Source organism: Lysobacter sp. CCNWLW3, assembly GCF_036697405.1.
GTDB lineage: Bacteria > Pseudomonadota > Gammaproteobacteria > Xanthomonadales > Xanthomonadaceae > Lysobacter.
In genome coordinates this window covers 447,392-459,613 of the sequence record NZ_JBAHWA010000002.1, presented here as the reverse complement: position 1 = coordinate 459,613, position 12,222 = coordinate 447,392, and the positions used below count along the sequence as shown (strand labels likewise).

9 protein-coding genes are annotated in these 12,222 nt (G+C 70.4%); 1 reads left to right on the top strand and 8 read right to left on the bottom strand.

Annotated features, from left to right (window positions below; all coding sequences use genetic code 11):
* Positions 1–120 precede the first annotated feature (120 nt).
* From V1318_RS07320 to V1318_RS07290, 7 genes are all read right to left on the bottom strand, one after another.
* The gene (locus V1318_RS07320) at positions 121–855 is read right to left on the bottom strand and encodes a copper homeostasis protein CutC (RefSeq protein WP_332938986.1); all 735 of its coding nucleotides are present in this window, start codon (positions 853–855) and stop codon (positions 121–123) included.
* Positions 852–1,859 (bottom strand): N(4)-(beta-N-acetylglucosaminyl)-L-asparaginase, encoded by a 1,008-nt coding sequence (locus tag V1318_RS07315; RefSeq protein ID WP_332938985.1) that lies wholly within the window; start codon positions 1,857–1,859, stop codon positions 852–854. Before V1318_RS07315 ends, V1318_RS07320 begins: the two co-directional genes overlap by 4 nt.
* Positions 1,860–1,903: 44 nt before the next feature.
* Complete coding sequence (locus V1318_RS07310) at positions 1,904–3,016, bottom strand: glucokinase (protein ID WP_332938984.1); 1,113 nt, start codon at positions 3,014–3,016, stop codon at positions 1,904–1,906.
* A 260-nt stretch (positions 3,017–3,276) separates the two neighbouring features.
* Positions 3,277–5,394, bottom strand: coding sequence for an ATP-dependent DNA helicase RecG (gene recG / locus V1318_RS07305; RefSeq protein ID WP_332938983.1), 2,118 nt, complete (start codon positions 5,392–5,394; stop codon positions 3,277–3,279).
* Between the two features lie 135 nt (positions 5,395–5,529).
* Positions 5,530–7,968: a TonB-dependent receptor gene (locus V1318_RS07300; RefSeq protein WP_332938982.1), complete on the bottom strand. Its 2,439-nt coding sequence runs from the start codon at positions 7,966–7,968 to the stop codon at positions 5,530–5,532.
* A 93-nt stretch (positions 7,969–8,061) separates the two neighbouring features.
* Entirely contained in the window at positions 8,062–9,183 is a 1,122-nt protein-coding gene (locus V1318_RS07295; protein ID WP_332938981.1) for an SO2930 family diheme c-type cytochrome, read from the bottom strand.
* A gap of 30 nt (positions 9,184–9,213) precedes the next feature.
* On the bottom strand, positions 9,214–10,443 hold the full coding sequence (locus V1318_RS07290; RefSeq protein ID WP_332938980.1) for a parallel beta-helix domain-containing protein: 1,230 nt from the start codon (positions 10,441–10,443) through the stop codon (positions 9,214–9,216).
* A 179-nt stretch (positions 10,444–10,622) separates the two neighbouring features.
* Between V1318_RS07290 and V1318_RS07285 the strand changes: the two genes are divergently transcribed.
* Positions 10,623–11,690: an AraC family transcriptional regulator gene (locus tag V1318_RS07285; RefSeq protein WP_332938978.1), complete on the top strand. Its 1,068-nt coding sequence runs from the start codon at positions 10,623–10,625 to the stop codon at positions 11,688–11,690.
* A gap of 99 nt (positions 11,691–11,789) precedes the next feature.
* Here V1318_RS07285 and V1318_RS07280 read toward each other — a convergent pair whose 3' ends face one another.
* Positions 11,790–12,173: a RidA family protein gene (locus V1318_RS07280; protein ID WP_332938976.1), complete on the bottom strand. Its 384-nt coding sequence runs from the start codon at positions 12,171–12,173 to the stop codon at positions 11,790–11,792.
* Between the last annotated feature and the right edge of the window lie 49 nt (positions 12,174–12,222).

Sequence of the window (12,222 nt, the reverse complement as noted above, 5' to 3'; positions counted from 1 at the left end):
CGCGACACGGGCGCTTCGGTCGGTCGGACGCGCTGGCAGGTGCACCGGCGCGAGGGTACGGACTGGCGCGATGGTGCGGTTCGCCTGTGGCTCACCACACCCTACGGCATCGCCTCTGCGTCAGTCGCCGGCGTCCAAGGCCAGGCGCAGCGCCGCCACCTGCTCGCGTTCGCTCGCGATCCAGTCCGGATCCAGCCCCGCCAGCGCCGGGTTGCGCCAACGCATGCGCGAGCGTTGCGGCGCCTTGGCCGAAGCGTGCACCTGGCCGACCCCGGTGGCGGCGAGCAGCGCCTGCACGTTGCCGGGCCCGACGCCCGCCCCCGCCATCAGCGCGATGCGTCCATGCGCCTGCCGGACCAGCGCGGCGATGGCCGCGGCGCCCGCGGGCGCGCCGGCCGCGCCGCCGGATGTCAGCACGCGCTCGCAGCCCAGCGCGATCGCATCCTCCAGCGCGCGCGCGGGGTCGCGCGCGGCGTCGATGGCGCGGTGAAAGGTGACCCCCAGCGGGCCGGCGGCGGCGATCAACTCGGCGCAGGCGGCCACGTCGACGCCACCGTCGGCGTCCAGCGCGCCGATCGCCACGCCGTCGCAGCCCAGGCGCACGCACAGCTCGATGTCGCGGCGCATCCGCTCGCGCTCTAGGGCGTCGTAGAGGAAATCGCCGGCGCGCGGGCGAATCAGCACGTACAGCGGGATGCGCAGGCGCTCGCGCGCCATCGCGATGCTGGCATAGGACGGGGTGCAGCCGCCCTCGCCGAGGTTCTCGCACAGTTCGACGCGGTCGCCGCCGCCGTCCTGCGCCGCTAGCGCCGAGGCCAGCGAGTTGGCCGCGATCTCCAGCAGGATGCGACTCACTTGCGCTCCGTGGCGTAGACCGAGGCCGACTCGCGCAGGCGCTCGTGCGGTCCGGCGCCGCCGTCGTGCACCGCGTAGACGAAGCCCCGATGCAGCGCGTAGGCGCCGACTTCGCCGTGCTTGTTCAAGGCCAGGAAGCACACCTGCAGTTGCTTGCTGGCCTGCGGGCGCTTGCGCACCACGCGTTCGATCGCCTCGCGGCAGGCCTGCGCCGGCGAGCGTCCCTGCCGCATCAGCTCCACCACCAGGAAGCTGGCGGCGTTGCGCACCATCTCCTCGCCCACGCCGGAGGCGGTGGCGGCGCCGACATCGTTGTCCACGTACAGGCCGGCGCCGACGATGGGGCTGTCGCCGACCCGGCCGGGCAGCTTCCAGGCCATGCCGCTGGTGGTGCAGGCGCCGGCGAGCCTGCCGTCGGCGCCGATCGCCAGGATGCCCAGTGTGTCGTGATTGCTGGCGTCGCCGGGGCGCTGCCTGCGCTCGGCGTTGATCTGCGGCCGGTACTCGCCGGTCTTCAGCCATTCGCGCCAGGCCTTGCGCGCCTCGTCGGTCAACAGCGCTTGCTTGGGGAAACCCTGGGCCAGCGCAAACTGTTGCGCGCCCTCGCCCACCAACATCACGTGCGGGGTCTTCTCCATCACCGCGCGCGCCACCGACACCGGATGCAGGATGTCCTGCAATGCCGCGACCGCGCCGCAGCGGCCGTCGCCGTCCATGATGCTGGCGTCCAGGGTCAGCACGCCGTCGCGGTCGGGGTTGCCGCAGCGGCCCACGGTGGGGTTGCACAGATCGGCCTCGGCCCAGCGCGCGCCGGCCTCCACCGCGTCCAGCGCGCTGCCGCCGCGCGCCAGCAACGGCCACGCCGCAGCGTTGGCGCCGACGCCGAAATCCCAGGTGGACACCACCTTGGCGCCGCTGGCGGTCGCCGAGCGCGCGACGCGCGGCAAGGCCAGCGCGCCGGCGGCCAGCAAGGAGGACTGGAGGAAGTCGCGACGGGTGCTCATGCGTGGTCTCGGATGGGAGTCGGTCGTCGCCGCGCCGCGCGGGTTCAGTCGCCGGCGTGGCGCTCCAGGTAATAGGCGGCGGCGCCGAGCAGGCCGCGCTGGCCGTGCTCGACCAGGCGCACCGGCGTGCGCGCCATCAGCTCGGCGAACACGCCCTTGTTGCGGAAACGCGCGGCGAAGTCGCTGGCCAACAGGAACGGCGCGATCTGTGCGGGGATGCCGCCGGCCAGGTACACCGACTGCGCGCCGAAGGTCACCGCCAGGTCGCCGGCCAGGCTGCCGAGCATCGCGCAGAAGATCGACAGCGTCTCTACCGCCTGCGCATCGTCGCCGCGCTGCGCGGCGGCGGTGATCGCCACCGGCGTGTCCAGTCGCGGCGCCGTCGCGTCCAGCGCGCATAGCGCTTCGTAGGTGTGGACCAGGCCAGGGCCGGACAGCACGCGCTCGTTGTCCACGTGCGGCCAGCGTTGCAGCAGTTGCCTCAGCAATTCCAGTTCGCGCGGCGTGCCCGCCGCCAGCGCGGCGTGACCGGCTTCGCTGGCCAGCACCCGCGCGGGCGTGCCCGGCAGGTACAGCGCGGCGCCGAAGCCGGTGCCCGGGCCCAGCACCAGCGCCGGGCCCGCGACGGCGGCATCGTCGCCGCAGATCCGCAGCATGCCGGCCGGATCCAGGCGCGGCACCGCGTACGCCACCGCTTCGAAATCGTTGAGCAGCGCCAGGCGTCCGCAGCCGGCCTCCAGCCGGGTGCGCTCCAGCGACACCGGCCACGGCAGATTGCTGTTGAGCAGGCGATCGCCGTCCAGGCGCCCGGCGATGGCGACCACCGCGTGCTCGGGGACCAATTGCGCCTCCTGGGCGAACTCGCGCAGGATCGCCGCCAGGCTGGGCGCCTGCGCGCAGGCGTACTGGCGGAAACGCAGCACCGACAGCGCGCCGTCGTCGCCGACGCGCACATGTCCGACCCGCGCATGGGTGCCGCCGACATCGGCAGCGATGAGATCGCGCAACCGCGCGCATTGGGGATCGACCGTCATAGCCGGCGAGCATGCCGGGTCCGGGGGCTGCGCCGCCAGCACGGCTTCGCCGCGGCGCTGGGCCGGGGCGTCGGCAGCGAGCGGCGCGGGCAGGACGGCGGCGTTGGAACGGGCGGCGGGCATGGCCGGCTTCCGAAGGGGGTAGCCCGATTATGGCCAAGCCGCAGCGAATTTGTATCGATCAAAACCGGCCGATTTCGCGAATTCGCCAGCGAGGGCAAGGTACCCCGCCCCAGCCGCGGGCGCCGCGCGGCCATTCAGGCCGAGGCCCGGCGCGCGCCGCCGCCCTCGGGCTGGCAGGACGGGAGCGTAGTGGAAAGCAAGTGGAAACGAGTCAGCAGATCCTACTGCTTGCTTATTACCGCCTTCACTGGTTCCTGGCCTCAGGCCGAAGCGTAGCGCGCGGCGCCGCCGACCCAGCGTTCGACGATGCGCTGGGCGATCTCGGGCGCGTCGGCGAGCAGGCGTTCGCCCAGGGCCTGCACCTGCGGCAGCAGATCGGCGTCGCGGGCCAGGTCGGCGACGCGGAAGCCGGCCAGGCCGGTCTGGCGCGTGCCCAGCAGCTCGCCGGGGCCGCGCAGCTCCAGGTCCTTCTCGGCGATCACGAAGCCGTCGTGGGTCTGGCGCATGGTCTCCAGGCGCTGCCGGGCCAGGCCCGACAGCGGCGCGCGGTACAGCAGCACGCAGCTGGAGGCCGCGCGGCCGCGCCCGACCCGGCCGCGCAGCTGGTGCAGCTGGGCCAGGCCCAGGCGCTCGGCGTTCTCGATGATCATCAGCGAGGCGTTGGGCACGTCCACGCCGACCTCGATCACCGTGGTCGCGACCAGCAGGTCGACCTCGCCGTCCTTGAACGCGCGCATGGTCGCCTGCTTCTCGCTCGCCTTCATGCGGCCGTGGACCAGGCCCACGCGCAGTTCGGCCAGCTGCCGCGACAGTTCCTCGAAGGTGGTCTGCGCGGCCTGGGCCACGACCTCGTCGGAATCGTCGATCAGGGTGCAGACCCAATAGGCCTGGCGGCCTTCGGCGCAGGCGCTGCGGATGCGCTCCACCAGCTCCGGACGGCGTTCCTCGCTGAGAGCGACGGTCTGCACCGGCGTGCGCCCGGGCGGCAGTTCGTCGATCGCCGACACGTCCAGGTCGGCGTAGGCGGCCATCGCCAGGGTGCGCGGGATCGGGGTGGCGGTCATCACCAGCTGGTGCGGCACGATCGCGTCGGCGCCGACGCTGCCGCCGGCGCCCTTGTCGCGCAGGGCCAGGCGCTGGTGCACGCCGAAGCGGTGCTGCTCGTCGACGATCGCCAGCGCCAGATCGCGGAAGGCCACCCCCTCCTGCATCAGCGCGTGGGTGCCGACCACGACCTGGGCCTGTCCGTTGGCGACCTCTTCCAGCACCTTGGCGCGAGCGCGGCCGGTGACCTTGCCGGCCAGCCAGGCCACGCGCACGTCCAGCGGTTCCAGCCAGGCGCGCAGATTGTTGAGGTGCTGTTCGGCCAGCAGTTCGGTGGGCGCCATCAGCGCGGCCTGGCGGCCGGCGTGCACGGCGATCATCGCCGCCATCGCCGCGACCACGGTCTTGCCGCTGCCGACGTCGCCCTGGACCAGGCGCAGCATAGGCGAGGGCTTGGCCAGGTCGGCGCGGATCTGCGCGAACACGCGCTGCTGCGCGCCGGTGAGCGCGAACGGCAGCGCCTTGCGCAGGCGCTCGGCCAAGACCACGCCCTTCAGCGCGCGCGCCTTGTGCGCCTGCTGGGCGATGCGCTGGCGGCGCAGGCTGAGGTGATGCGCCAGCAGTTCCTCCAGCGCCAGGCGGCGCTGGGCCGGATGGGTGCCGGCGACCAGCGCGGCCACGTCGGCGTCCTGCGGCGGCCGGTGCACGGTCAGCAGGGCCTCGCGCAGGGTCGGCAGCTTGAGGCGCTCGCGCAGTTCGCGCGGCAGCAGCTCCAGCGCGTCCTCGTCCGGCAGGCGGTCCAGGGCCAGGCCGATCAGGCGCCGCAGCGACACCGGGCCGATGCCCTCGATCGCGGGATAGACCGGATCGAGCTGCTCGCCCAGCGCGCTGTCGTCGTGATCGCCGAGCACGCGGTAGCTGGGGTGCACGATCTCCAGGCCGATCTGCCCGGGCTTGGGCGTGCCGTAGCAGCGCACGCGCGCGCCGACCCGGAACTGCGCGACCTGGGCTGCACGGAAGTGGAAGAAGCGCAACACCAGGGTGCCGCGGCTGTCGTCGCCGATCGCCACCCGCAGCAGCGGGCGATAACGGAATCCACGCTCGACCGCTTCGACGCGGCCTTCGACCTGCGCCGCCACACCCGGCTGCAGCAGCCGGATCGGGGTGATCGAGGTGCGGTCTTCGTACTGGCGCGGCAGTTGCAGCCACAGGTCCTGCAGGCTGGTCAGGCCGCGCGCGGCGAGCTTCTCGGCCACGCGCGGACCGACCCCGGGCAAGCTGGAGATCGGCTGCAATTGGAGATCGACGGACGCCCCGCCCTTGGCTTTCGGCATGGGCCAAGGATAAAGGCCGGGAGTCGGGAATTGGGAATCGGGAATCGGTATTCGCAAAAGCAAAGGACCCGCCATGGGCGGGCCCTCGCTGGTCGCTCTATCGAATCCCTAATCCCGAATCCCCAATCCCGGCCTTTAAAACTTCGCGTTGAACTCCACGCCGAAGGTGCGCGGCTCGGTCACTCGCGCGCCGACGGTGCCCAGTACGGTCTTGCCGTAGGTACCCAGGGAATTGATGTACTGGTTGTCGAACACGTTGTTGCCGAACAGGGCCAGACCCCAGTGGCCGTTAGCTGCGGTCCAGGCCAGGCGCAGGTCGGTACGGTTGCGCGATTCGTCCAGGTCCAGCGCCGGGCTGGGCCCGCAGTCGCCCTGCGCCACCGATTCGGTGTTGCAGCGTTTCTTGCTGCGGTAGGCGTGGCGCAGCGAGAAACGCAGGTCGCCGTGCTCCTGCAGGTGCCACTGGTAGTTCATGCCGCCGGCCAGGAACCAGTGCGGCACGCCGGTGGGCTCGCCCGACAGGTCCAGGCCGCTGATCGACTCGTAGTTCTTGTAGGTGGCGTCGATGAAGGCGGCGTTGAAGTCCAGGCCCAGGCCGTCGGTGACCTGCCAGCGCGCATCGAAGTCCACGCCGTAGGCTTCCATGTCCGAGGTATCGACGACGAAGCGCGGGATGGTGGTGCTCATGTCCAGCACCACCGCCTGGCGGTTGTCGTAGACGTAGTAGTAGGCCGACAAGTTGTACTGCAGGCGATGCTCGGGGAAGGACTGCTTCAGGCCGAACTCCAGGTTCCACACGTCCTCGTTGTCGAAGCGGCTGCCGATCTGCAGCGAGTTGAACCCACCGGCCTTGTAGCCCTTGGCCAGCGAGGCGTAACCCATGGTGTTGTCGTTGAAATGGTAGTCGGCGACGAAGCGCGGGCTGACATCGCTCCAGGAGCGTTTGGCGCGGTTGGTCACGCCCTTGTTGAGCATGGCCGGCGGGTCGATGAAGGCCACGTCGAAGACGAAGGTCTCGCGCGGGATGCCGGCCAGGGCGAAGAAGCCCATCGCTTCCAACTGGTCCAGCGCCGCATCCAGTTCGGGCGCCGAACGCGGGTTGTTGAGCCAGCTGAAGTCCTTCTCGTCGCGGGTGTAGCGCAGGCCGAAGGTCAGGTTGAGCTTGTCGGTGGCATGCCAGATCACGTCGCCGAACACCGCGTAGGACTGGGTCTCCAGGGTATTGATGAACTTCTCGTTCCAGCGGTGGCCGCGCAGCCGGATCGGAATGCCGAACGCGGCCAGCTGCTGGTCGACGTAGCCGAACAGATAGCCGGTGGGCGTGGGCGCCAGGCCCAGGTTGTGGACGATGGTGTCCACCGAGTCGGTCAGGGCGTTGACCTCGCTGGTCTGGTCGGCCTCCTCCTTGAAGTAGCTGGCGCCGGCGACCCAGTCGATGCGGTCGGTGCTGCCGGCGAACTTGAATTCCTGGTACAGGCTTTGGTTGCTCTCGGTGTTGGTGGAGTCGACGTAGAGGTAGTTGCGGTCGGTGCCGTCCTCTTCGACGCGGTTGACCGAGTCGTAGTCGCGCCAGGAGCTGGTCATGGTCAGCGTGCCCCAGTCGAAGCCGTGGTCGACGATCAGGGTGACGCCGTCGAAGCGGCGCGACTCCTCGTTGCCTTCGGCGTCGGAGGCGGTGGGCACCTTGCGCGGATCCAGGTAGCCCAGCTCGTCCACCGGCAGGGTCGGCAGGCCCGGCCGCGGCGGCAGCGGCACGATGCCGGTGGTGGCCTGGCCGAGCTGGTCCAGGTTCTCGTGGTCCCAGCTCAAAGTGGCGGTGGTGCGCTCGCCCAGACCCAGCCGGAACGCGGCGCGCGTGGCCCAGTTGTTCTCCGGGTTGAGGTCGCGGCCGGTGTTGGCGTCCTGGATCCAGCCGTCGCTGTGGTTGAACAACGCGTTCACGCGCAGGGCCGCGTCCTCGCCGGTGGGCAAGTTGACCATCGCGTCGGCGTAGACGCGTCCTTCGTTACCCAGGCGCAGGCGCGCGGCGGCTTCGGTTTCGCTGCCGGGCTTGCGGGTGATGATGGACACCGCGCCGGCGGCGGTGTTGCGGCCGAACAGGGTGCCCTGCGGGCCCTTGAGGATTTCGATGCGCTCCACGTCTGTGAACGGCAGCAGCACGCCGCCGCCGCGGCCGGCGTAGACGCCGTCGACGTAGATGCCGACCGCCGGGTCGGTGCCGATGCCGAAGTCGTCGGTGCTGATGCCGCGCAGCTGGAAGCTGGGCTGGGTCGGCTGCTGGCTGTTCACCACCAGGCCCGGCACGAAGCTGTCGAGATCGCCCAGGTCCTTGGCGGCGACGTCGTCGATGAGCTGGTCGCTCACCACCTGCAGGGCGATCGGAACGTCCTGCAGTTCCTGCTCGCGGCTCTGCGCGGTGACGGTGATGGCGTCGAGGTCCTTGGCCTCGGCGCGCGGCTGCGGCTCGTTCGCGGCGGACTGCGCCAGCGCCGTGGCCGGCGCGCCGAAGGTGAGGACGGCACCGCCGCACAGTGCGGCGATCGCGGTGACCAACTTGTGTTTACGCAAGAGCATCGGATCTTTCCTCACGCTCGTTTTCGACATGGACGACGCGTTCCCCCCGGACACGTCCGTCGCCCTCCCCAGCAGCACGCGCCTCGCCGGACGCTAGCCGCAATCTCCCTGCTGCGCCGCGATCCATTCCCGGATCAGCGTCACGCCTTCGCGATGCACCACGCTGCGACCGACCTCCGGCATCATCGCCGAGGGGTCGTCGCTGTCCATGCGGTAGACCAGGATCGACGCGTCCGGATCGCCCGGCACGATGTCGTGGCGGCGGTCGCCGGTGCCCTTGCCGGCCGCGATCGGCAGCTTGCAACGGCCCAGCCGCAGCGGCTCGTCGGTGGCCGCATCCAGCCACAGGCCGGAGGTGTTGCCCGGCCCCTTGGGGCTGTGGCAATGGCCGCAGTTGATGTCCAGATAGGCGCGCGCACGCGCGTCCAGGCTGGCGCGCGCGCTGGCGCGCCAGTCGGCCGCGTGCGGCAGGTCCGCCTGCGCCGGAAGCTCGCTCAGATAGTTCAGCCGCTGCCAGTGCGCGAGCTGGTTGGCGCGGCCGCCGGCATAGTCGAACTCGCGATTGAGATGACGCGCCTTCAGCCCGATCGGCTGCAACGCCTTGCTCTTGATGTCGGTGCCGTGGCAACCGCCGCACTGGTTCTGATCTGGCACCTGATAGGTCGCGCTCTCGCGGCTGCCGTCGGCGGCCTGCAGACTCAGCGCCACCAGTTCGCCGCCGCGCATCAGCTTGGCTTCGGTCTGCTCGGCGTTCCACACGTAGGGCAGCGCGATCCAGCCTTCCTGGCGCCGCACCAGCAACCGGGTTTCGATCAGCCGCACTTTCGCCAGGTCCAGCGCGCCGTCGCGGAACTCGCCGTCGGCGCTGTTGCTGCGCGCGACCACTTCGCTGTCCGCGGCCTGGCCCGGCACGCGCGGGTAATAGAAGGTCTTGCTGACCACGGTGCCGACCGGGAACTCGAACGCGCCGTCGGCCTTGTAGCGCGCAGATGTCCCCTCGGGCATCCACACCGTGCGCAGCTTGTGCGCGTAGTCGCTGAACAACGGTGTGTTGAGCTCGTAGGGCACCACGCCCTGGTTGAGGCGCAGCCGGCGGTCGGCCACTTGCAGCACGCCCCATTCGCTGAGCAGGGCCGGCTGGCCCTGGGCGTGGAAGCGCACCGGCGCCGGCGCGCGATCGCAAGCGGCCAGCCCCGACAACAGCAGCAACGACAAGCCAAGGCGCGATCGCAATCCCGTCATCGCTTAGCCGCGCTTGAGATCGATGGCCGGCAGCTTGGGCAGGGTGCAGTTGTAGGCCGCCATGTCCTTGCTCGGATTCTTGTAGCCGCCGGGGCCGTCGGCGTTGAGTACGCCGGACACGTCGCGCAGACACAGGTGCGGGTCGCCCGGCTTGGCCGGCTTGGGGTTGCGGTAGCCGTCCCAGAGCACATCGGGCAGATTGCCGCTAAGGCCGTAACTGGCGACCTTGAGCGCTTTGAGATCGAAGCCGTCGGGCGCGTCGCCGCCGCCGGACAGGCGATTGCCGTAGACCGAGATGCGCTCCGGATAGGGATCGAAATCCTTGGCCGCCTGTTCGTCCTTGTAACCGGTGGAGTAGACGCTGGAGATGATGATGTTGGTGGTGGCGTTGTCGCTGATGTCGTTGTCGAAGATCTCGACGTCGTCGTTGGAATTGACCACCACGCCGCTGCCGGCCGGCACGCTGGCCACCGGCGTGCCCTTGGCGCCGAAGTTGGCGGTGTTGTTCTTGTACACCTGGTTCTTGTACACCCGGATCGCCCCGCCCTGCTGCGACAACGCCGGCATGTTGAACACCAGGATGCCGCCGGTGTTGTTGGTGGCGGTGTTGCCGTAGACGTCGGCGTTGACGGTGTTCTCGATCTCGATGCCGGCGACGTTGAACTCGGCGCGGCTGTTGCGCACGATCACGTCGCGCGACTGTCCGACGTAGATGCCGGCGTCGGAGGCGCCGATCGCGACCGAGTTCTCGATCAGCACGTTGCGGGTCTTGACCGGGTACAGGCCGTAGGCGCCGTTCTTGGTGCTGGGGCCGCCGGTCCACTCCACGCGCACGTTGCGGATGGTGATGTGCTCGCCTTCGTTGACCTTGAGACCGTCGCCCTTGCTGTCCTCGATGGCGATGTTCTCGATGGTGAAGTTGCTGGCGTTGACCAGCAGGCCTTCGGCGCCGGCCTTCTGGCCCTTGAAGCTCAGCACCGACTTGTCCGGTCCGGCGCCGCGGATGGTCACGCCGTCCACGCGCAGGCTCAGGCTGCGATCGAAGCTGTAGCGGCCGGCCGGCACTTCGATCACGTCGCCGGGCTTGGCGTCGAGCAGGCGGGTGCGCAGGGTCTCGGCGTAGGCCGGATCGCCGGCGGCCACTTGCGCGCTGGGCACGTGCGCCGGCCCGGCGTCGCGGCCGCAGGCGGCCAGGGCGATCAGGATCGGCAATGCCAGGATCGGTCTGCTCATCGAGTCTTGCGCTCCCCGTGTGGTCGGTATGGGCGCGCTTGCGCGTCGCCGCGTTCGGGTTGCGCCGCATCCCCCCGCCGGCGCCCCGCTCCATTCACGAGTCTCGGCCGCGGTCACGCGCGCGCGTGAGGGCAGTTGCGGCACACTAAGGGGGGATTAACGGCCAAGTTGCGAGAACGATGCCGCACCGGATCCAGGAAGCGCCGCGCACCGACATCGCCCTGATGTCGCCGAATCTGCTGTGGGGCCTGTTCCGCAGCGCGGAGGAACTGGGCGTGTCCAGCGCCGACTGGTTGCTCGGCACCCAGCTCAGCCGCGCCCAGATCGACGACCCAGGCGTGCGCCTGCCCGACCGCCAGACCGCGATCGTGGTCGAGCGCGCGCTGCGGGTACTGCCGCCCTCGATCGGCCTGGACCTGGGCGCGCAGCAGAACGTCGGCAACTTCGGCCTGCTCGGGCTGGCGATGACCACCGCGGCCACCTTCGGCGAGGCGATCGCGCTGGGCCTGCGCTTCACGCCCGTGGTCGGCAGCCTGATGCGCTTCGTCGAAAGCGCGGCCGCAGCGGGCGAGATCGCCCTGGCCGGCGAGATGATCGTGGCCAATCCGGCCATCCACCGCTTCGTCTGCGAGGAGTTCTTCTCCAGCTGCCTGGCGCTGGCGCGCGGCCTGGTCGGAACGGCGCTGAAACCGCTGCGGCTGGAATTCAGCTATCCGGCGCCGGACTACGTCGAGCGCTACCGCGAGGTGTTCGAATGCCCGATCGCGTTCGACCAGCCGCAGGACCGGCTGGTGCTGGACCAGCGCTGGCTGGGCCACCCGCTCAGCACCCATAACCCGATCGCGGCGCAGCAGGTGCTGGCGCTGCTGCGCGCGCAGATGCCCGCGACCCAGGCGCCGGGCGAAACCACGGCCGCGGTCGAACGCCTGCTGCGCGCGCAACTGGCGACCGACCCCAAGCTGGCCGACATCGCCGCGCAGTTGCACGTGAGCGAGCGCACCCTGCGCCGCCAGCTCAGCGCCGAGGGCACGCGCTACAACGCCTTGCACGATCGTCTGCGCATCGATCAGGCCTACGCCCTGCTGCGCGAGCGCGAGCGCCCGATCGCGAGCATCGCCGCGGCGATCGGCTACAAGGACCCGCGCGAGTTCCGGCGCGCGTTCAAACGCCTGACCCAGACCACGCCCCGCGAGGCGCGCGAGCGCCTGCTGGAAGAGGCGGCGGTGCGCAAGACCGCGCCGGCCTGAGCCGGCGCGGCCCGCGTCGGCGCGCGGCGCCGTTCGCGAAGACGCATCGATCCGGCGGCGATGCGCGCATCCCGCGCATCGCCGCGATAACCATTGGGTTCAGTCCAGCACCATGATCGCGTCGGCCTCGAAGGCCACGCCGCGCGGCAGCGCCGATACCTGCACCGTCGAGCGCGCGGGGTACGGCGCGTTGAAATACTCGCCCATCACCGAATTGACCTTGCCGAAGTGGCCCAGGTCGGTCAGGAACAGGCCCAGGCGGACGATCTTCTCCAGCGAACCGCCGGCGGCCTCGCAGACTTCCTTGAGGTTGAGGAAGACGCGATGGGCCTGGGCCTCGATATCGCCCTCGACGACCAGGCCGCTGGCCGGGTCGAGCGGAATCTGGCCGGACAGGTAGACGGTGTCGCCGACGCGCACGGCCTGCGAGTAGGGGCCGATCGCGGCCGGCGCCTTGGCGGTATTGACGATCTCTTTGGACATGGTCGGGATCCTGGTGGGTAGCGTGGAATGCTAAGGCGTTTGCGGCGCG